General features: G+C 64.4%; 20 protein-coding genes and 1 pseudogene. 10 read left to right on the top strand and 11 right to left on the bottom strand.

Going from position 1 to position 20,098, the window contains the following annotated elements:
* Window positions 1-24 precede the first annotated feature (24 nt).
* The 3 genes from ABIB66_RS31375 to ABIB66_RS31365 are packed head-to-tail and all read left to right on the top strand — an operon-like array spanning window position 25 to window position 2,922.
* On the top strand, window positions 25-1,194 hold the full coding sequence (locus tag ABIB66_RS31375; RefSeq protein WP_354059769.1) for an ABC transporter ATP-binding protein: 1,170 nt from the start codon (window positions 25-27) through the stop codon (window positions 1,192-1,194).
* Entirely contained in the window at window positions 1,191-2,105 is a 915-nt protein-coding gene (locus ABIB66_RS31370; protein WP_354059771.1) for an ABC transporter permease, read from the top strand. Before ABIB66_RS31375 ends, ABIB66_RS31370 begins: the two co-directional genes overlap by 4 nt.
* Window positions 2,106-2,109: 4 nt before the next feature.
* Entirely contained in the window at window positions 2,110-2,922 is an 813-nt protein-coding gene (locus ABIB66_RS31365) for an ABC transporter permease (RefSeq protein WP_354059773.1), read from the top strand.
* Here ABIB66_RS31365 and ABIB66_RS31360 read toward each other — a convergent pair.
* The 6 genes from ABIB66_RS31360 to ABIB66_RS31335 form a co-directional block, all read right to left on the bottom strand.
* Window positions 2,855-3,649: a hypothetical protein gene (locus tag ABIB66_RS31360; protein ID WP_354204753.1), complete on the bottom strand. Its 795-nt coding sequence runs from the start codon at window positions 3,647-3,649 to the stop codon at window positions 2,855-2,857. The two genes, ABIB66_RS31365 and ABIB66_RS31360, sit on opposite strands and share 68 nt — an antisense overlap.
* Window positions 3,634-3,846 (bottom strand): hypothetical protein, encoded by a 213-nt coding sequence (locus ABIB66_RS31355; RefSeq protein ID WP_354204755.1) that lies wholly within the window; start codon window positions 3,844-3,846, stop codon window positions 3,634-3,636. Before ABIB66_RS31355 ends, ABIB66_RS31360 begins: the two co-directional genes overlap by 16 nt.
* 113 nt (window positions 3,847-3,959) lie before the next feature.
* Entirely contained in the window at window positions 3,960-4,811 is an 852-nt protein-coding gene (locus ABIB66_RS31350) for a carbohydrate ABC transporter permease (protein ID WP_007596245.1), read from the bottom strand.
* Window positions 4,808-5,680, bottom strand: a complete 873-nt coding sequence (locus ABIB66_RS31345; RefSeq protein WP_354059779.1) for a carbohydrate ABC transporter permease — start codon at window positions 5,678-5,680, stop codon at window positions 4,808-4,810. The genes ABIB66_RS31350 and ABIB66_RS31345 overlap by 4 nt, the downstream gene beginning before the upstream one ends.
* A 94-nt stretch (window positions 5,681-5,774) precedes the next feature.
* Window positions 5,775-7,160, bottom strand: a complete 1,386-nt coding sequence (locus ABIB66_RS31340; protein WP_354204757.1) for an ABC transporter substrate-binding protein — start codon at window positions 7,158-7,160, stop codon at window positions 5,775-5,777.
* 206 nt (window positions 7,161-7,366) lie between these two features.
* Window positions 7,367-9,295: an AsmA family protein gene (locus tag ABIB66_RS31335; RefSeq protein WP_354205507.1), complete on the bottom strand. Its 1,929-nt coding sequence runs from the start codon at window positions 9,293-9,295 to the stop codon at window positions 7,367-7,369.
* Between the two features lie 288 nt (window positions 9,296-9,583).
* Between ABIB66_RS31335 and ABIB66_RS31330 the strand changes: the two genes are divergently transcribed.
* The 3 genes from ABIB66_RS31330 to ABIB66_RS31320 are packed head-to-tail and all read left to right on the top strand — an operon-like array spanning window position 9,584 to window position 11,618.
* Window positions 9,584-10,291: a CoA transferase subunit A gene (locus ABIB66_RS31330; RefSeq protein ID WP_354204759.1), complete on the top strand. Its 708-nt coding sequence runs from the start codon at window positions 9,584-9,586 to the stop codon at window positions 10,289-10,291.
* 18 nt (window positions 10,292-10,309) lie between these two features.
* Window positions 10,310-10,960 (top strand): 3-oxoacid CoA-transferase subunit B, encoded by a 651-nt coding sequence (locus ABIB66_RS31325; RefSeq protein ID WP_354204761.1) that lies wholly within the window; start codon window positions 10,310-10,312, stop codon window positions 10,958-10,960.
* A 22-nt stretch (window positions 10,961-10,982) separates the two neighbouring features.
* Window positions 10,983-11,618, top strand: a complete 636-nt coding sequence (locus tag ABIB66_RS31320) for a GNAT family N-acetyltransferase (RefSeq protein ID WP_354204763.1) — start codon at window positions 10,983-10,985, stop codon at window positions 11,616-11,618.
* A gap of 43 nt (window positions 11,619-11,661) precedes the next feature.
* On the opposite strand, the pseudogene ABIB66_RS31315 reads toward ABIB66_RS31320, so the two are convergent.
* The 3 genes and pseudogenes from ABIB66_RS31315 to ABIB66_RS31305 all read right to left on the bottom strand — a co-directional run bounded on the left by ABIB66_RS31315 (window position 11,662) and on the right by ABIB66_RS31305 (window position 14,129).
* A pseudogene (locus tag ABIB66_RS31315) lies at window positions 11,662-12,536 on the bottom strand (SUMF1/EgtB/PvdO family nonheme iron enzyme).
* Between the two features lie 51 nt (window positions 12,537-12,587).
* Window positions 12,588-13,685, bottom strand: coding sequence for a copper-containing nitrite reductase (gene nirK, locus ABIB66_RS31310; RefSeq protein WP_354256889.1), 1,098 nt, complete (start codon window positions 13,683-13,685; stop codon window positions 12,588-12,590).
* A 237-nt stretch (window positions 13,686-13,922) separates the two neighbouring features.
* Window positions 13,923-14,129 carry a hypothetical protein gene (locus tag ABIB66_RS31305; RefSeq protein ID WP_275169560.1) on the bottom strand — a complete coding sequence of 69 codons (207 nt, stop codon included), beginning with the start codon at window positions 14,127-14,129 and terminating at the stop codon, window positions 13,923-13,925.
* Between the two features lie 156 nt (window positions 14,130-14,285).
* On the opposite strand from ABIB66_RS31305, the gene hemN reads away from it, so the two are divergent.
* Together hemN and ABIB66_RS31295 are read left to right on the top strand one after the other, a co-directional pair.
* Window positions 14,286-15,638, top strand: coding sequence for an oxygen-independent coproporphyrinogen III oxidase (hemN, locus tag ABIB66_RS31300; RefSeq protein WP_275169559.1), 1,353 nt, complete (start codon window positions 14,286-14,288; stop codon window positions 15,636-15,638).
* 180 nt (window positions 15,639-15,818) lie between these two features.
* Window positions 15,819-16,016 carry a DUF1858 domain-containing protein gene (locus ABIB66_RS31295; protein WP_007596228.1) on the top strand — a complete coding sequence of 66 codons (198 nt, stop codon included), beginning with the start codon at window positions 15,819-15,821 and terminating at the stop codon, window positions 16,014-16,016.
* 87 nt (window positions 16,017-16,103) lie between these two features.
* Here the strand turns inward: ABIB66_RS31295 and ABIB66_RS31290 are convergent, their stop codons facing one another.
* Complete coding sequence (locus tag ABIB66_RS31290; protein ID WP_275169558.1) at window positions 16,104-16,814, bottom strand: Crp/Fnr family transcriptional regulator; 711 nt, start codon at window positions 16,812-16,814, stop codon at window positions 16,104-16,106.
* Window positions 16,815-16,942: 128 nt separating this feature from the next.
* Here ABIB66_RS31290 and ABIB66_RS31285 point away from each other — a divergent pair, with 128 nt between their 5' ends.
* Window positions 16,943-18,154: an NnrS family protein gene (locus tag ABIB66_RS31285; RefSeq protein WP_354204770.1), complete on the top strand. Its 1,212-nt coding sequence runs from the start codon at window positions 16,943-16,945 to the stop codon at window positions 18,152-18,154.
* A gap of 2 nt (window positions 18,155-18,156) precedes the next feature.
* Here the strand turns inward: ABIB66_RS31285 and ABIB66_RS31280 are convergent, their stop codons facing one another.
* Window positions 18,157-19,185, bottom strand: coding sequence for an AraC family transcriptional regulator (locus ABIB66_RS31280; protein ID WP_354204772.1), 1,029 nt, complete (start codon window positions 19,183-19,185; stop codon window positions 18,157-18,159).
* A gap of 203 nt (window positions 19,186-19,388) precedes the next feature.
* Between ABIB66_RS31280 and ABIB66_RS31275 the strand changes: the two genes are divergently transcribed.
* Window positions 19,389-20,009 (top strand): response regulator transcription factor, encoded by a 621-nt coding sequence (locus tag ABIB66_RS31275; protein ID WP_275169555.1) that lies wholly within the window; start codon window positions 19,389-19,391, stop codon window positions 20,007-20,009.
* Window positions 20,010-20,098 lie beyond the last annotated feature (89 nt).

The raw sequence follows: 20,098 nt of genomic DNA, 5'->3' as shown, positions 1-20,098 counted from the left end.
GCGGGATTGGGGTTGGCAGGGACCATGACTGACGAGTTGCCCGGAACAGACGCTATTGCGGAGGCGGTCGGAGAGAGGCAGTTCGCGGCCGGCGAGCCGCTGCTGCGCATTGAGGGCGTCGCCAAGGCGTTCGGGACGTTCCGTGCCGTGGATGGCGTGTCGCTCGACATCAAGGCCGGCGAGTTCTTTGCACTGCTCGGGCCGAGCGGCTGCGGCAAGACCACGCTGCTGCGCATGCTCGCCGGCTTCGAAGCGCCGGATCAAGGCCGTATCCTGCTCGGCGGCAAGGACATCGCGCAGGCGCTGCCGCATGAGCGGCCGATCAACATGATGTTCCAGAACTACGCGCTGTTTCCGCACCTGTCGGTGCGCGACAACATCGCCTTCGGCCTGAAGCGCGCCGGCATGGCGCGCGTCGACATTGCCACGCGTGTCGCGGAGATGGTTGCGCTTGTGAAGCTCGACGGGCTCGAGAAGCGCAAGCCCGACCAGCTCTCCGGCGGTCAGCGCCAGCGCGTGGCGTTGGCGCGCGCACTGGCGCGACGCCCGCAGCTCCTTCTGCTCGATGAGCCGCTCGCAGCGCTGGACAAGAAGTTGCGCGAAAGCACCCAAGGCGAGCTGATGGAGCTGCAGCGCCGGCTCGGCATGACCTTCATCATCGTCACCCACGACCAGGAAGAGGCGATGACGATGGCGAGCCGGATCGGCGTGATGAGGGACGGCAAGCTCGCGCAGGTCGCGAGCCCGCGCGAGCTCTACGAGGCGCCACGCTCGCGCTGGATCGCGGAGTTTGTCGGCGACATCAACCTGTTCGACGCCGAGTCCAAATTGCGCGACGGTCATCGTCTGGTCATCGGCACGCGCGATGCGGGACCGCTGGTGGTCGCGGAGCCGCGCGAGCCGCTCGGCGAGGTCAGATTATCGGTCGCGATCCGCCCCGAGAAGGTCAAGCTGTCGCGCCGTGGTCCCGTGAGGGAAGCCGGTCATGAAACGGCGATCAACCAGCTGGACGGCATGATCGCCGACATCTGCTATCTCGGCGGCACCACCACTTACAAGGTAAAGCTCGACGCCGGCGGGATGCTGCAGGCTTCGGTCGCCAACAGCGCGCGCCTCGACGTCGATGCCTACAGCCTGAACCAGCCTGTCGTCGCCTGGTTCACGCCCGACGACTGCGTGGTGCTGCCGTCATGAGCGCGCGCCGCATTTTTGCGCGACCGGCTCGCCTTGCCGCGATAGCGCCCTATGTCTGGATGGTGCTGTTCTTCCTGGTGCCGTTCGGCTTCGTGCTGAAGATCAGCCTGTCGCAGACGGCGATCGCGCAGCCGCCTTACGAGCCGGTGTTCGACCTGATGGCGGGATGGGGGGCGCTGAAGGCCGCCTTTGCCGCGCTCTCGACCGACAATTTCAAGCTGCTCGCCTCCGACGACATCTACGTGTTCGCCTATGTGCGTAGCCTCACAGTCGCCGTCACCGCGACCGCGCTGTTGCTCCTGATCGGCTATCCCATCGCCTACGGCATGGCGCGGCTGCCGGCGCGCTGGCAGGCCGTAGCGATGGTGCTGGTGATCGTGCCGTTCTGGACTTCGTTCCTGATCCGCATCTATGCCTGGATCAACATCCTCCAGCACGACGGACTGCTCAACCAGATCCTGCTGGCGCTGCATCTGGTCGGCCAGCCGGTGGTGTGGCTCTCGACCGACAGCGCGATGTATATCGGCATCGTTTATTCCTATCTGCCGTTCATGATCCTGCCGCTCTACGCCACGCTGGCGAAAATGGAGCCGGTGCTGGAGGAGGCCGCCTCCGATCTCGGCGCGCCGCGCTGGCAGGTGTTCTGGCTGGTCACCTTCCCGCTGTCGCTGCCCGGCGTCGGCGCCGGCGTGCTGCTATGCTTCATCCCCATCGTCGGCGAGTTCGTCATTCCGGATCTCCTGGCCGGCTCCAATTCCCTGATGATCGGCCAGACGCTGTGGCTCGAATTCTTTACCAACAAGGACTGGCCGGTCGCCTCGGCCGCGGCCATCGTGCTGTTGGTGGTGCTGCTGGTGCCGCTACTGCTGTATGAACGGCTGCAAAAGCGTCAGCTGGAACAGGGTCGGTGAGACGATGCGCAAGGTCTCCCGCCTGTCCCGCTTCAACGTCGCCTCGCTCTCGCTGGGTCTGGCCTTCCTCTATCTGCCGATCCTGATCCTCGTCATCTATTCCTTCAACGCCTCGCGGCTGGTGACGGTGTGGGGTGGCTGGTCGCTGCGCTGGTATCACGAGTTCTTCAATGATCGCGCCATGATCGAGGCGGCCTGGATGAGCCTGCGCGTCGCCGTTTCGTCGGCGACCATTGCGACCCTGATCGGCACGCTCGCCGCAGTGGCCCTGTCGCGCGGCGAGCGGTTCCGCGGCCGCACCCTGTTCTCCGGCATGCTCTATGCGCCGCTGGTCATGCCGGAGGTAATCACCGGCTTGTCGCTGCTGCTGCTGTTCGTGGCGCTGAATGCCGAGCGCGGCTTCTGGACGGTGACGATCGCGCACACCACGCTGACGATGTGCTTCGTCGCCGTCGTCGTGCAGTCCCGCCTCGGTTCGCTCGACCGTTCATTGGAAGAGGCCGCGATGGATCTAGGCTGCGATCCGGTGCGCGCGTTCGTGGCCGTGACGCTGCCGCTGATCGCGCCCGCGATCGTCGCGGGCTGGATGCTCGCCTTTACGCTGTCGCTGGACGATCTCGTGATCGCGAGCTTCACCACCGGCCCGGGCTCGGCGACGCTGCCGATCCGGATCTATTCGGAGGTGCGGCTGGGAGTGAAGCCCGAGATCAACGCGATCTGCACGCTGGTGATCGCCTTGATCGCGGTCGTCATCGTGATCGCCTCGCTCGCCTCGAAATTGTCGAGCTCGCAGGGCGAGAGCGCGGCGCCGCTGTAGCCGTTCGTCCGGTGAACCATGCGCGTACCGCGTCCTGAGCCGCAGCTCCAAGCTGCCGCAGCGCAAGGCTGTCGAGCGGAAATTCGAGCAGGATGTGGATCAGGCTCAGCGCCAGCAGGAAGGTGAAGCCGAAGGCGTAATCGTAGAAGTACAGCGCGGTCGAGACGGCGCTGTCGCCGGCCATCGCCACCAGCCGCGCCTTTGGCACAGCGGTCCAGCGGATCACGTCGGCTTTGATGAACCAGTTGAGATAGTGATAGGTATAGACGAAGGCGAGCAGGCTGGTCAGCCTGACATCGAGGACGAGTCCGGGCATGCCGAACAGCCGGCCGAGCGCCGGGCCGACATTGCCGAAATAATCCTGTCCGACGCGGGCAAAGCTCGTGATCCGGATTTCGGCGGTTGGCGGCAGCAGCAGGATCGTGGCGATCGCGACGAGGTAGACAGCCACCAGCGCGGCCTGCACGCGGCTGCCGGATCGGTAGGCACCGAGCACCATGAAAATCAGCGTGAACAGGCAGACGTGGATCAGGGTCGGAATCAGGATGCCGATGACCGCGAGTGACGACCCGCTCGAATACATGATCGCGGACAGCACGATGGCCGCCATGAACAGCAGCATGCTCTCGATCGCCGAGGTGGTGGCTGCCAGCATGGCGCACACGACCAGCGCGCCCCACATCGCAAAGCCGAACCATGACGCATTGTCGATCAGGGCGGCGACCACGGGACAATCGCCAGGACAGCGGCTATCCCGCGGTGAGGCAGATAGTAGCTGCGATCGTGCAGCCATGGGATCTCGGTGAAATAATGCGCCGGGCCGAGCACGACATAGGCCAGCAGCAACAGCTCGAACGGCACCAGATAGGACGCCGCGAGCGCCCCGAGCATCAGGCCGAGATGGAGTGCATCGTTGCTGCGCATGAGCGCCCCGCTGGCTTTGCGGGACGCAAGTTAGAGCAGACGCGAACAACTTGCAATTGTCCGCTAGCCTGCGCGAGCGCCTTGCTTGTGGCGTCCGGATCCGTCCTGTTGCGTCAGGACTTCACCGCACCTGCCGTGAGCCCGCCCACCATGTAGCGGCGGAAGGCATAGTAGATCGCCGCCGGCGGCAGCGCGTAGATGAAGCCGGTCGTCATCAGCAGCTCCCACGGCGAGTCGTCGGCGGCCAGGAAGTTGCCGAGTGCGACCGGCAGTGTGATCTCGCGGTCGTTCGAGAGCAGCAGGAACGCGTAGAGGTATTCGTTCCAGGCGAGCAGCACCGCGTAGGTGCCGATCGCGACCAACGAGGGCATCATCAGCGGCAAATAGACCAGGCGGAAGATCTGGAGGGTCGTCGCGCCGTCCATCACGGCGGCCTCGTCCAGCTCGACCGGCAGCTTGTCGGAGGCCTGCTTGAGCACCCAGATCGCGTAAGGGCTGGCGATCGTCACCATGGCCAGGATCAGCGACCAATGGTTGTTGAGCAGGCCGTAATTGCCCATGGTGCGATACATCGGCACCGCGAGGAACGCCGCCGGGATGAAATAGGTGAACAGCGCGAGGTTCATCACGATGCGCCCGCCGGGCACGCGCAGCCGCGAGATCGAGAACGCCGCCGCGGTCGCGATGACCAGTGTCAGCACGCCGACGGCCGCCGCGATCACCAGCGAATTCCAGAACTGCACATAGAAGTCGCGCAGGAAGTAATGCTGCTGTTTGAACACGATTTCGAAGTTGTGCAGCGTCGGATGATCCGGCCACAGCTTGCCCGAGAACGCGTCCTCCTTCGGCGAGATCGCGAACAGGAACATGTGATAGATCGGTATCATCGTCCAGAGCAGGACGGGAATGCCGATCAGGAGCAGCCGCGCCTCGGTCGCGACGTCACGGAGAGAGGGAAGCTTCATCGCGACAACCGTTTCATCATGAAGTACATCAGCGGCAGGACGAACGGTATCGCGCAGACGATGGAGGCCATCGCGAGCGAGAGCTGGTCGAGCCGGAGATAGCGGATGCCGAGTGTCGACAACACGTGCGTGAGGTCGGCCGGGCCGCCGCCGGTGAGCAGATAGACGCTGTTGAAGTCGCCAAGCGTCCAGATCATCGAGAGCAGCGTGCAGGTGATGTAGAGGGTCTGCAGCGACGGCCAGGTGATGTAACGGAATTTCTGCCACCAGCTCGCGCCGTCGACCTCTGCGGCCTCGAACAGGTCGTGCGCGATCGCAAGCCGTCCGGTCATCAGAATCAGCGTCCAGAACGGCAGCGACTTCCAGATGTGGACGCCGATCGCCATGGTCAGCGCCACCGTCGGGTCGTTCAGCCAGTTCGGACCGTCATCGCCGGTCAAGGAGAAGATGAGGTGGTTGACCATGCCCCATTCGGGGTTGAACATGAAGCGCACCGACAGAATGGTCGGGATCGACGGCACTGCCCAGGGCAGGATGAAGACCACCGAGAGCCATTTGATCCAGGTGCGCTGCTGCGCGAAGAAGCCGGACAGGAACAGCGCGATCAGCATCTTGATGTTGATGCCGATGACCAGGAAGATCAGCGTGTTGACGGCGGCGCGCGCGAAGATCGGGTCGTGATAGAGCGCGACATAATTCGACGGAGCCCGCGCCAGCCATAGTCCGTAACAGACGGGGTAGACGACGAAGGCGAGGAAAACGAGCAAATAGGGTGCGAGCAGCACGATGCCCCAGATTTGCGCCGGGGTCAGCCGCGACGACAAGGGCGGTGCGGGGATAGACTGATCACCAGAGAGCGTAATCGCCATTCTTTTTGGACTCTTCAAAGAGTTGCCGGCCGCGAAACGCGGCCGGTACTGTTCTTATACCTTCACCCGCAGGGCGGGGCGAGGGGATGATGACTTAACCCGCGACCTGCTTGATGCGGGCGATCAGTTCGTCGACGGCCTTGTCGACTGGAACCTTCTCGCTGACCACCCGGTTCATCGCCTTGGCCCACACGTTCTCGTTGTTGAGAATCGTGAACTTCCAGTTCTTGGTGAAGTCGAACGCAGCCGTGCCGCCGGTGAACTGGGCGTAGACCGCCTTGCGGTGCTTGTCGGCCTGCCAGAACGGGCTGGCCTGGCTTTCCTTCGTCACCGGGAACCAGCGGCCGAGCGCGCCCTCGATATAGGGCCGGACGTTCTCTTCCTGGAGCAGGAAGCTGATGAACTGCTTGGCCTCGGCCTTGTTCTTGGCCGCGGTGAACACCAGTCCGGTCTTGACGTCGGAGCGGTAGCGGATGGTCGAACCATCCGGCGCCTTCGGGAAGGACGCCGTAACGATGTCCTGCTCATAGGCCTTCTTGCCGGCGTCGCGCTGCTCCTGCGTCAGAGACTGATTCTGGGAATCCTCGAACCACTTCGCCGCGATCGAGATCGTGAAGTTGTGGGTCATCACGATGGTCTTGTTGTGGAAGGCGACGTTGTTGTCCGGATCCTTCCAGGTCGTGGAGGACGGCGGCGTGCAGCCCTTGATATAGGTGTCGGTGTAGTCCTTCAGCGCGCCGATCAGGTTCTCGCGCACCTTGGGATCGTCGACCGTGAGCTTGCCGTCGTCGTCGACCAGCTTGACGTGGTAGGCGTCCATGAAAGTGTAGAACGACTGGAAGGCGTCGGTGGATTCGACGCCCATCGGCTGGCCGACGCCATAGATGCGCTGGCCGGTGGCCTTGCGGATTCCCGGCTGCACCTTGTCGCACCAGAACGTCCAGTAGCCCGCCCAGTCGGTCGGGATGTCGGCGAGCTTGAAGCCGGCCTTCTCCAGCATGTCGTTCCAGATCTCGACATGCATGCTCTGCTGTTTCAGCGGGAAGCCGTAATAGGCCTTCTTCTTTGTGACGTCATTATAGAGGATCGACGCATCCAGCGTGTTCTGCACGAACCGATCCTTGATCGGCTCCATGATCTCGGAGAGGTCCTCGAGCTTGCCCTCATAGGCCCACTTGCCCTGCGCCTGCACGTCATAGGAGTCGGAATAGGCGACGTCGGGCACGGTGCCGGCATCGAGCGCGGCCACCGTCTTCGGAATCATGTCCTGGATCGCGTACTGCGACAATTCGACCTTGATGCCGGTCTTGGCTTCGAACTTCTTGATCGTATCGAGCAGCGCGTCGTCTTCGGAGCGGTAGAAGCCCTTGCCCCACCAGACCGTAATCGTCTTCTGCTGCGCAAATGCGGGTGCAGCGGCTGCGAACAGCCCGGCCGCAGCGACCGCCAGTGATACTGCGCCAATAACCTTGGATTTCACGTTTTTCTCCCTCAAACGGCCGGTGTTTTTAACCGGTCGTATAAAACACTAGCGCATGGCCGTGATACGATCTAGCGGCTTGTTGTCAGACATAGGTCGTGGGGGATCGCCCTGTGGAGATGCTTAATGTGCGCATCGATCCAATCGCCGCATCAATGCGCCCTGATCAATTCGCACGATCGGCTGGTGCCGCTTGATCGCCGTGCTTAATTGGACTTCGCGCCTTCCTTGGCGTTCTGCGCCGTCGGCGATTCGGCCGGTGCGGGACGTTTTCCGGTGCCGGTGATGCGCTCGATCGCGGAGCGCACCGCGTCGCCCGGCTTGCGGTCCTTCAGCATGTCGAGCAGGGGCGCAGAGGCCGGCGAGCGGCGGATCAGGCTTTCCGGATCGGGAAAGACGAGGGGATCGTCCCAGGGGCCCTGCACCACGAAGGGCAATTCGAACCCCGACGCGCTGTTGAGGCTGGCCACGCCCTTCATGTCGTATTCGCGCGTCGGCACCGAGGCGGTGCCGGTCATCGTGATCTTCGCTGCCGGTCCTTCGACGCGAATATCCTCGGCGGTGGCGACGCCGTCGGAGAACTTCACCGCGATCGTGAGATTGTCGTAAGGGGTGGAGCCGTTGCGGAAGTTGCCGCCACCGGACAGCGGCCGGCGCTCGAGCCGCTTCAGGAGTTGCTCGGCATTGAAGCCCGAGATCGCGCCGTCATGCCCGGTCACGGTGGCGCTGCCGTCGAGCGACTGCACGAGGCCGAACGGGCTCGAGCCGGACGCGAGGAGCGAGACGTTGATGTTGCCGCGCCCGGACAGCTTGTTGATACCGAACAGCTCGGAGGCGCAGGCCTGAAGGTCGACATCGGTGAACTGGAATTGCGCCTTGATGTCGGCGACGGTGTCGGAGCGCGCGATGCCGAACGAGCCCTTGGCGATGCCGCCATAGACCTGGGCCTCGCCGACCGAGAGCGCCAGCGTGCCGTTGCGTAGATTCGCGCCGATCGCGGTGCGGCCGAGTTTCGACGCCCCGACCGTCAGCTTGGCTGCCGACAGGCGCATGTCGAGGTCGGTGGTCGACAGGGCGTTGAGGTCGAACAGCTGCCTGTTCCAGTCGCGCGCGCCGCTCGCGAGCAGGCGGAAGGTCGAGATGTAGGGTGTGAAGTCGAGCGCGTCGGCTGCGAGCGTCGCCTGCAGCGTCTGCCGGCCGTTATTGGCGTAGGTCATCACGCCCTCGGCGGTGTTGCCGTCGAGCTCGACATTGACGTTGGTGAGTGCGATCGAGGCGCCGACGACATTGGCCCGTGCCTTCAGCGCGAAGCGGCCGAAGCCGCCGCTGGCGGGCTGCGGCTGGCCGGTCCAGCGCAACGCGTTGCGCAAGGACGGGCTGTCGATCGTGAGCGTGCCCTCCATCATCGGGCTGGTGCGGTTGGCGACGTTGCCGTCGAAGGCGAGCTTGAGCGGCGCGCTCGCGATCCGCGCCTTCAAGCCCGAGCGCTCGCCGGAGAGGGCGGCGACGAAATCGGAAAAGCTGATCGAGCCGTCGACCCGTTCGCCGCGCCAGTCGAACTGTCCGGTCGCGGCGAAGGAGCGCGAGATCGAGGGCCAGGCCAGCGACAGGTCGATGTCCTCGAACTTCTCGGTGCCGTGCGTGGCGGCATCCTCGTAATTGAGCACGCCGTCCTGGATCCGGATCTCGGAGAAAGACACCTGATTCTCGGCGCCGGGCTTCATGGTGCGCGCGATGGTCTGGATGAACGGCGTCCAATTGCTTTCGCCGTCCGGCTTCAGGCTGACATGGATGCGCGGCCGCAACAGCGTCAGGTCGGCGATCTCGAACCGTTGCAGCAGCAGCGGCAGCAGTCGCAGGTTCGCGGTAAGCACGTCGACACGGAGCGCGGGGTCGCTGGTGCCGCCGCCCTTCAGGCCGACGTCATGGAAGGAGATGTAGCTTGCCGGCAGCACCGAAATGTCGATCGCGCCTGCGACATTGACCTCGAGCCCGGTGACGTCGCGGATCTGCGTTTCCACGGCCTTGCGCAGCGCGTCGCGGTTGATGAGCCATGAGGTCGCGATCAGGGCGATCAGCGCCACGCCGAGCAGCGCCGCGATCGGCGTCCCGAGGCGCTTCATTCCTTGGGCCATGGTCAATGGCATGTCCTGATCGAGTTGGTCGCTGGAGCCAGAAGGCGGGCCGGGAAACCTGCGTGCCCCACGCCCAAGACCTATTGTGTTAAGTGCCGAAAGTTGATGGGTTTTCTTGTCGCTTTCAAGGCCGCGGGAACGGTTGCGCCCACAGCTTGGGCAGCTTCTATCACCCAGCGGCGGAGCGGAGAACCCCGTATCATTGACGGCTTTGGACGATTTCGCCTAATAATCGCCGCCAATAAGGCGCGACGCCTGCAAGCCGAAGGTTCAGTCGAGGTTTTTTGCATGAACAAGGTCTATCCCGACGCCAAGTCGGCTCTCGAGGGCGTTCTGAAAGACGGCATGATGATCATGTCGGGCGGCTTCGGCCTCTGCGGCATCGCCGACACGCTGTCGGACGCGATCCGCGACTCCGGCGTCAAGGACCTGACGGTGGTCTCAAACAATGCCGGTGTCGACGGCATCGGCCTCAGCCGCCTGCTCGAAACCCGCCAGATCAAGAAGATGATCTCGTCCTATGTCGGCGAGAACAAGCTGTTCGCCCAGCAATTCCTCGCCGGCGAGCTGGAACTCGAATTCAATCCGCAGGGCACGCTGGCCGAGCGCATCCGCGCCGGCGGCGCCGGCATTCCGGCCTTCTACACCAAGACCGGCGTCGGCACGCTGATCGCCGAGGGCAAGGAAGTGAAGGAATTCGACGGACAGAAATACCTGATGGAGCGCGGCCTGTTCGCCGACCTCGCCATCGTCCACGCCTGGAAGGGCGACACCGCCGGCAACCTCATCTACCGCAAGACCGCGCGCAATTTTAACCCGATGATGGCGACCGCCGCCAAGGTCACGGTGGCCGAGGTCGAGCATCTGGTTCCGGCCGGCGAACTCGATCCCGACCACATTCACACGCCCGGTCTTTTCGTAAAGCGCATCGTCGAGGTCGGAACGGCCAAGAAGCGCATCGAATTCCGCAACACCCGCCCGCGCACCGCCGCTTAAGCGTATCAGGAGAACCACATGGCCTGGACCCGTGAACAGATGGCTGCGCGCGCCGCGAAGGAACTGCGTGACGGCTATTACGTCAATCTCGGCATCGGTATCCCGACGCTGGTCTCGAACTACATCCCGGACGGCATGGATGTCAGCCTCCAGAGCGAGAACGGCATGCTCGGCATGGGCCCGTTCCCCTATGAGGGTGAAGAGGACGCCGATCTCATCAACGCCGGCAAGCAGACCGTGAGCGAGCTGCCGTCGACCTCGTATTTCTCGAGCGCGGATTCCTTCGGCATGATCCGTGGCGGCCACATGGATCTGTCGATCCTCGGCGCCATGCAGGTGGCCCAGAACGGCGATCTCGCCAACTGGATGATCCCCGGCAAGATGGTCAAGGGCATGGGCGGCGCGATGGATCTCGTCGCCGGCGTCAAGCGCGTGGTCGTGGTGATGGAGCATTCGGCCAAGGACGGTCCAAAGCTCCTGAAGCAGTGCAATCTGCCGCTGACCGGCGAGCGCGTGGTCGACATCGTCGTGACTGACCTGGCGGTCTTCACCATCGACAAGCACGGCAGCGGCGGCATGGCGCTGATCGAGCTCGCCGACGGCGTCTCGCTCGACGAGGTCAAGGCCAAGACCGAAGCCGAATTCCGCGTCGCGCTGAAGAATACATAAGGTCTTCGCGAAGGGGGCGCGCATGACGATACGGTCTGCGCGTCCCGAAGACGCCGATTTCATCGCACAAACCATCCTGTCATCGCAGCGCGGCTACCGGCTGCGCGGCTGGTTCGACGTTGCGCTCGGCTGGCCTGAAACACAGTGCCGCGAGTTCATCGCGCGTGTCGCGACCGCAGATGCAGTGTCGATGTGGCACGTCTCGCAATTTCTGGTCGCCGAGATCGATGGCAAGCCTGCTGCCGCCTTGTGTGCGCTACCGGCGGCCGGCACGGGACCAGCGGCCTGGCGTGCGATCGAGGAAGTCGCAGCCGCGTCCGGGCTCGCCCCGGCAGAGCTGGAGGCCATTCGCCAACGTGGCGGCTACACGCGCGCCTGCTGGGTTCAGGGCGGCGAGGGCGACTGGATGATCGAGCATGTCGCGACCGATCCCGCCTATCGCGGCCGCGGCCTGGTGCAGTCACTGATCGCGCATGCGCTGGAGAAGGGGCGGGCAGCTGGATTTGCCCGGGCGACGATATCGTTCCTGATCGGCAACGAGCCGGCCGAGCGCGCTTATGCCAAGGCCGGCTTCGTCCTTGCCGAGGAGAAGCGCGATCCTGCCTTCGAGGCGATCATCGGTGCGCCCGGCTTTCGCATGTTCGCGCGGGCGATGTGAATTCCCGGTGTCGTGCTGGCGAAGGCCATGACGCTACGATCCCTCACGACCTCGCTGCCCACGTCTTGCTCCACCGCGCCGACACGCTGGCGACCCACGACGTTTCCTCGCGAACCAGGCGGAAGCCGAGATTGGCGGGCGGGACGCCTTGCGCGCAGCCGCCGGCGCGGGCGTCGCGGATGAAATCGGTGACATAGGCGCGGTGCGCACCCTCGGCGACACGCACGCCGCAATTCACGGTGGGGCGGCCGGCATTGCCGGCCTCGTCGATCCGCGAGCGCACGAAGCAGGTCGAGGTCCACTCCCAGACATTGCCGGCGAGATCCTCGATGCCGTGCTCGTTCGAACCGAACCTGCCGAACTGATGGGCCGTCGTGTCGAAGAGGTCGCGCTCGGATTCACGCTCGTAGCGGCCGATCCAGCGCTTCGATGGATCTGCTGCGTCCACCGGAAGGCCGTCATCCTTGAATCTTGAGCCGGCCGCAAAAGCCCATTCCGCGTCGCTCGGCAGGCGGTAACTGTGACCGGACTTGCGCGAGAGCCAACCGGCATAAGCCTCGGCATCGTGCCAGCTCACCTGCACCGCGGGTCGATCGGAGGCGATTGCTACGTCGCGATCAAGCGCGCGACAAGCTCCCTCCTGCACGCAAATCTGGTAGTCGGATGACGAGACCTGATGCCGCAGTGCAGCGGCCTCTCGAAGCGCATCGCGCTCAGCGGCGCTTCCGCCTGCTGCCCGCCACGGGTGAAATCGCCGGCCTCGCGATAGGACAGGCTGCCTGGTGCGACCCTGACGATGGCGGGCTCCGTCACGGTGCCGCCAGGCCCGATGTCCGACACCAGCGGCGCTACCGCGATCGGCCCTGCGAGCCCGGCGGCGCAGGCGAGGAACAGTTTCAGCTTGAATGCGATCAGCATGGTCGTTCCCCAAGGAAAAAGGGGCCGGTCATCACCCGCCCCTCGTCGCGTCTAGTTGGTGTTGGGGGCCGGGATATCGGCAGGGGCCTTCACCTGCATCATCAGATCGTCGTTCCATTTGCCTTCGACCTTGAAGTGCGCGGTGGCGCCGAGGTCGGCGGCCTCGATCAGATTGTGCGTGACATAGGCGTAGATGCCGGGCTGCATGAACTTGTACAGCGCAGCTCCCGCCGAGCCGCCGCGGATGAACCAGGTCTCGAGCCCGGTCTCCGGCGCGTTGGAGAACTTGCCGGTCTCCCAGACATAGTCGCCATGGCCGCCGATCAGATGCGGACGGCTGTCGCGATTGGCCTGCGAATGCACGATCAGCACGTTCTCGCCGACATTGGCGGTGAGCGCGTTCTTGCCGGTGAGCGCGCCGATCTTGCCGTTGAACACGACATGGGAGGGGATCAGCTTCCTCATCACCTCTTCGGTGTCGGTGAAGGCTTCGCCGGGCGATTCATAGGACTTGAAATTGCCCTTGTCGTCGCGCGGCACGTACATGTCCTGCTCGCCGACATAGTAGACCTTGTCGTATTTCAGCGCGTGACCCTTGCCGTCGTTCAGTCCGTCGCGGGGCAGCACCATCACGGCGCCGTTCATTCCGGAGACGACGTGCCAGGGGATCATCGGACCGCCCGGTGCGCAATGGTAGACGAACACGCCGGTCTTGGTCGCCTTCCAGCGCAAGACGACCTGCTCGCCGGGATTGACCAGCGTGAGCGCGCCGCCGCCGAGCGCACCGGTCGCGGAATGGAAGTCGATGTTGTGCGGCATGGAGTTGGTTGCGGGATTGACCAGCGTCGTTTCGACGTAGTCGCCCTCGTGCACGACCATCATCGGACCCGGCATCGAGCCGTTGAAGGTCATCGCCTGGAATGTGGTGCCCTTCTCGTCGATGACGACCTTCTTCTCCTCGATCGTGAGCGTGAACTCCACGATCTTGGGGCCCTGCTTGGTCGCTTGCTCGTGCGCATGCACGAAGGGCGGAGCGACCAGCTCGACCTTCTGGCGCGGCAGTTTGAGATCGTCGGCAGCCAAGGCGGGGGTCGCCAGCATCAGGGCGGTTGCGGCGGCGCTGATCAATGCGGCTCGGCGGGTGAACATTGGAAGCATCCTTCATCTGAAATGGTCTTGATGACGGAATGCAGTGTGCGCCGATCGCGGCAAGTGTGTTTGTGCTGCGACAAGCTTTTGCCGAATTCGCCTCCGGTAAAATGCTTAGGCAGTTTGTTGAAGATCGCACCGGCGATACGAAAGACGCGATGGCGCCCGACGTCAGCCGCATCGGCCGCAAATCGCTCGCATGTTCAGTTGCGTTTATTGTGAATGGATTGTTGTCGACTAGAGCAGCTGGATCGCAATCCAGACCGTGCCCCAAACCGCGAGCGACAGCGCGGCGAAGACGGCGGCCGTGATGATCATCACGCGGACCACGTGGCCGGCGCCAATGGTGGGCGTAGAGGGGACGGGACGAAAATCGTCGAAGCGCGGGATATGGCCGCGAACGCCGGTGAGCCACAGAACGAGATCGAGCGCGAACGACGCCATAACCTGTCTCCAGAGGGCAATCATCAAATGTCACCATGGCTCCGATCCCGTGCTCGGACTTTGAGCGAGCGCAAGGTTTCGCACCCGAAAACGGGTAATTTGGTGCCATCCGGGATGCGCCCCGCTGCGCAGCATTGATTTACGAATGGGTAGGATATGAGGGCCGATCTTGCGGTGAGTTACGGCGAGGAACGACTGCCGCGCTACACGAGCTACCCGACCGCACCGCATTTCTCGCCGGCGATCGGCGCGGGTGCCTACGCCCGGTGGCTGGCGGAGCTCCCGTCGTCGGCCAGCGCGTCGCTTTATCTGCACGTGCCGTTCTGCCGCGAGATGTGCTGGTATTGCGGCTGCCATACCCAGATCGTTCGTCGAGACGGTCTCATCGCGGCCTATCTGCGTACGCTGCGCAGCGAGATCGCGCAGGTGTCCGAGACCATCGGCCGGCGCATCAAGGTCGAGCACATCCATTTCGGCGGCGGCACGCCAACGATCATGGCGCCGGAGGCTTTTGCCGAGTTGATGGCGGCGATGCGCCAATCGTTCTTCGTGGCCCCGTCGGCCGAGATTGCAGTCGAGATCGATCCTCGCACGCTGACCGCCGACATGGTCGAGGCCATGCGGCTCTCCGGCGTCAATCGCACGAGCCTGGGCGTGCAGAGCTTCGACCCTGTCGTGCAGCGCGCGATCAACCGGGTGCAGAGTTTTGAGCAGACGGCTTCCGTGGTCGACATGCTCCAGCGTGCCGGCATCAACGGGATCAATTTCGATCTGATCTACGGACTGCCGCACCAGACCGTTGCCTCATGCCTGGCTACGGTGCGACGTTCGCTCGAGCTTGGGCCCGACCGCTTCTCGGTGTTCGGCTACGCGCATGTGCCTGCTTTCAAGAAGCACCAGCGCATGATCAACGAGGCGGTGCTGCCCGACGGCCTTGCGCGCCACGACCAGGCCTGCGCGATCGCCAATGCGTTGAAGGAGGCCGGTTACGTGCAGATCGGGCTTGATCATTTCGCGCGGCCCAACGATGCCATGGCCGTGGCCTTCGAGCAACGCACGCTGCGGCGCAATTTTCAGGGCTACACCACCGACAAGGGCGAAGTTCTGCTCGGCTTCGGCGCGAGCGCGATCGGACATTTGCCGCAGGGCTATGTCCAGAACGAGGTGCAGATCGGCGCCTATGCGCAGAGCATTGCCGCGGGTCATTTGGCCACCGCGAAAGGCTATGGGCTCACCGACGACGACCGGCTGCGCGCCGACATCATCGAACGCATCATGTGCGAGTTCAGCGCCGATCTCGGCGACATCTGCGCGCGTCATGGCGCAGAGGCCGGGGCAATGCTGAAGTCGGCATCGCGTCTGAAGCCGCTGATTTCGGACGGCGTCGTGAGACTGGATGGCGACCGCATCGCAGTCGCCAAGGACTCGCGCTTTCTCGTGCGCAGCGTCGCGGCCGCATTCGACGCGCATCTCGATCCCGCGAAGCAGTTGCATAGCCGGGCGGTGTAGTCCCGTCATTCCGGGGCGCGCCACTTGGCGCGAGCCCGGAATCCATTTCACCTCTTGGTCTGCTGCCCGATGGATTCCGGGCTCGCGCTTCGCGCGCCCGGGAATGACAACCAGCTTGCGCTCCAACAAAGAAACCGCCGCCCACTCCGCTATCGTGGTTTCGGAACGGAGGTGGTGTCCATGCCTTTTGGATCCGACGATCTGGTCGATGACATCATGCGCACGGCGCCGCACACGATCCGCGTGTTTCTCGCCTTCAGGATGGCCTGCGTGGGCTGTCCGATCGCAACCTTTCACACGGTCGATGACGCCTGCCGCGAGCATGGCATCGATCGCGACAAATTCCTCGCCGCGCTGTGCGACCGCGTGCCGGCGTGAACCGGTCTGGACTTCGCGCGGGCCGCGCGCGGATTCCCGGGTGAGGGGCGCTTTCGCCGTAAGCGGACGCGACCCTCACCCCTGGCCTTAAGCCGCGCCGCTGTCCGGGCTTCGCTCCGCCAGCACGACGATCCCATGCGGATCGCGCAGGATAATGCGCTGACGGCCGCTTTCGACCAGCCCCTGCTGTTCCCAGCCGCTCAGGATCCGGCTCACGGTGTGCAGCGTGGTGCCGGTCATCTGCGCGATGTCCTGGCGGCTGATCGGGAAGTCGATCTCGATGCCGCGGTCGAGCTTCTTGCCGGATTGTTTGGCGAGGCGCAGCAGCGCATGCGCGACGCGCTGCTCGACCTGCTGGGTCGACATTTCCAGGATTCGGGTGTGGCTCTCCTGGAGCCGCGTGCCGACAGTCTGGAGCGTGTTGGCGGCGAGCGAGGGAAATCGCTCGACCAGTCGCGGCCAGGCCGAGGTCGGCCAGATCAGGGCGACGCTGTCGTCGACCGCGATCGCCGTGGCCGGATAGCGCGCGGCCCCGATCGCCATCGCGAGACCGAACGTTTCGCCCGGCGCGACATAGCGGACCACGATCTGCTCGCCGGTCGGTGTGGTCTTGGCCGCGCGAACATGGCCGTGCAGCAGCAGGAAGAAGGATTGCGCGTCCGCGCCCTGCTCGAAAATGGCGCTGTTCTTGGGATAGCGCGCCGAGCGGGCTTCGCGCAGGATCTCATCGAGGTCCTCCGGTTTGACACCCCCAAACAGCGGCAAATGCGCAACCAGCGATGTGTCGACCTTGGCCATCCTGCCTCCTTGGCGCTGAAAGTGTGATGACACCTGCAATCGTCAGGGTGTTTGCGATAGCTCAAAAACGAGCCGGCCGGACGGCAGTATTTTTCCAGGCGACGATTTGAATCGACTGGAGTTGACCCATGGCTGGCGCCCGATCCCGTAACTTTGAGGGCTGGCCGCTGTTTGCGAACAGCTTTCGGCCCTTTTTCCTGCTCGCCGCCATCCAGGCAGGGCTTTCGATCCTGGCCTGGCTGCCGATGTTCTACGGCGAATTGTCGGTGAGCTCCGCTTTCGCACCGCGCGACTGGCACGTCCATGAGATGCTCTACGGGTTCCTGCCGGCGGTGATCACGGGATTCCTGTTCACGGCGATTCCGAACTGGACCGGGCGGCTGCCGATCCAGGGGACGTCCTTGGGCGCGCTGCTGGCGGTCTGGCTCGCCGGCCGGGTCGCGGTGACGGTGTCCGCCGATATCGGCTGGGCGTTTGCGCTTGCCGTCGATGCAGCCTTCCTGACGCTGGTCGTCGCTGCAGCAACCCGTGAAATCATCGCCGGCGGCAACTGGCGCAATCTTCCCGTGGTGGTGCTGGTACTGGTGCTGCTCGCCGGCAATGTCGCCTTGCATCTCGAAGCGCATTATGCGGGTGCGGCCGATCTCGGCATCCGCGTCGGCATCGGCGTGGTCGTTTTGATGATCTCGCTGATCGGCGGCCGCATCATCCCGAGCTTCACCCGCAACTGGCTGGTCAAATTCAACCCTGGCCGTCTCCCGGTGCCGTTCGGGCGCTTTGACGGTGTGGTGATCGGCTGCAGCGCGCTGGCGCTCGTCTCATGGATTGTCGCGCCGTTGAGTACGGTCACCGGGGCGGCGATGGCCTTGGTCGGCGGGCTCCATCTGGTGCGGCTTGCGCGCTGGGCCGGTGACCGCACCTTCCGCGAGCGGCTGCTCCTGATCCTCCATGTCGGCTATGTCTTCGTGCCGCTTGGCTTCCTCCTGCATGCTTTTGCCGTCTTCGGCGCGTTGCCGCCGAGTGCGGGCATCCACGCCTGGATGGCGGGCGCGGCCGGGACCATGACGCTCGCGGTGATGACCCGTGCGAGTCTCGGCCATACCGGACAGGCGCTGACGGCTTCGCCGGCGACACAAGCCATCTATGCCGCGATCATCGTCGCGGCGCTGGCGCGGGTCGCGGCGGTGGCTTGGCCTGCGCACAGCGATGCATTGCTGCACCTTGCCGCCTGCGGCTGGATCGTTGCGTTCCTCGGCTTTGCCATCGCGTTCGGCCCGCTGCTCGCCGGCAGCCGTCGCCGCGCACTCGCCATCATGGGCGTGCCCGTCCCGGCACGCTGAATTCAAGCCGCGGTCGCCACGCTCGATGATTCCGGTGGCCGGACGCCTTTGCGCCATGCGGTGATGGTGCAGCCGAAGCGGCCGCGGAACCAGCGGGCCATGGCGCTCTGTGCGGAGAAGCCGAGCTGCACGGCGATGTCGGCCAGCGGCCGGCCGGGGTCGTGGATCAGCTGGACCACGAGATCGGCGCGCTGGGCGTCGAGAATGGCCGAGAAGCTGGTGCCGGCTTCGGCGAGGTGGCGGTGGATGGTGCGGCGGGTGCAGCCGAGGTGCTCGGCGACGCGCTCGACCGTGCAGTCGCCGCCGGCGAGCAGGAGACGCACGACCTCGTCGACCTTCTCCTCCCAGCTTGCCGGCCGCGTCTCGATCGCCTCGATCCGCTTCCGTAGATAGATCGCGATCAGCGGATGCGCGCTCGGGATCCGGCGCTCCATGTCGTGTGCCGACAACAGGATCGAATCGTCCTCCGCGTTGAAGGTCACACGACAGCCGTAGAACTCGCGGTAGCGCTTGCGGTCGTGCGGCGGTGGATAATGCAGGTGCACTTCCTGCGGCCGCCAATCGCTGCCGAACAGCGACTGGATGATGCGGTGGACGCTGCCGAGCGCCATGTCGATCGATTGGCGTGGCGCGGTCGGCTGCCGGCCGCGCAGATGCAGCGTGACGGTTACGGTTTGCTTGTCGCGGGTGACGTCCAGCTTCATGCCGTCGTGATGGATCGGGATGAAGCGCGAGAAGGCTTCGATGGCTTCACCAACCGTCGCCTGTTCACGCACGATCAAGCCGACCGCTCCGAAATTGGTCAGCCCGCCGCGCTCGGCAAGGCGCAAGCCGAAATCTTCGGCTCCGGACGCCTCTGCCGACAATTCGAGCAGACGTCGCAGGCCGGTGACGGCAATGGGCGTGTCGGGCTTGTCGAGGCAGGCTAGCGGCAGCCTGACCTTGCGCATCATTTGTTTGGGGTCGAGCCCGACCGACCGGGCGACCTCCGGGTAATAGCTCAAGCCTGCGCTACGAATGAGGTCGGTCATGCGACCCGTTCCTGCCAGCCATTCCCGCAGATGTCCCGAAATGTAAAGTTTATGTCCCGATCCGTCAAATCCGGGAACCAGGTGGAACATACATAAGTGAAACCGAAGCACGGGCGCGAATGCCGTGCATATGACGGCGCGGCGCGATGAGGCCCCGCTGCCGTCTCGGACCATTTGACCAAAGACATTGCTGGATCGGAATTATGCCGGGGAACATGCTTTCCAAGGGTGAGGTATTCGTCATCGACACCGATGCCGCCTCCCGCGAACAACTTTCCACCGCGCTTCAACAGAGCGCATACAACGTGATCTGCTTCGCCGACGGCGCATCTCTGCTCTCGGAAGCCAAGGCGCGGATGCCGGCCTGCGTGCTGCTGGAGATGCCGCCCGATCGCTCCGGTCTCGACGTGCTCAAGCGCCTGCGCGAGGAAAACTGCATGGCGCCGGTGCTGGTGACCGCGGCAAACGGCAGCATCGCCATGGCGGTCGACGCCATCAGGAGCGGTGCGGCCGACTTCATCGAGAAGCCGTTCCGCACCCGCGACATCGTCGACCGGATCGGTGCCGCCATCGACGAGTTCGCGCAGCCCGGCTCCAACCGGCAGCGCTGGTTGCCGGGCTGCGAACCCCTGAGCGCGCGTGAAGGCGACGTGCTCGAGCATCTCGCCGCCGGCCTGACCAACAAGGAGATCGCCCGGCGCATGCATCTGAGCGCACGGACGGTCGAGGGCTATCGCGCCGGCATTCTGAGGAAGGCCGGTGCCAAGAACGTGACAGACCTGCTTCGCCGCATCTTCGGGCAGGGTTCGTCCGCTCAGGATTAAGGGCTTCGTCGCGGGCCGACGACATATTGCGGGCCTTGCTGCCGCCGCGGCGACGCCCCACGGAAACCCCAATCGAACCAATTCCTTCC

The sequence above is a fragment of the Bradyrhizobium sp. F1.13.3 genome (genome assembly GCF_040548265.1).
Classification (GTDB): Bacteria; Pseudomonadota; Alphaproteobacteria; order Rhizobiales; family Xanthobacteraceae; genus Bradyrhizobium.
Note: the sequence above shows the minus strand (reverse complement) of the source record. Positions and strands in the feature narration are given on the sequence as shown.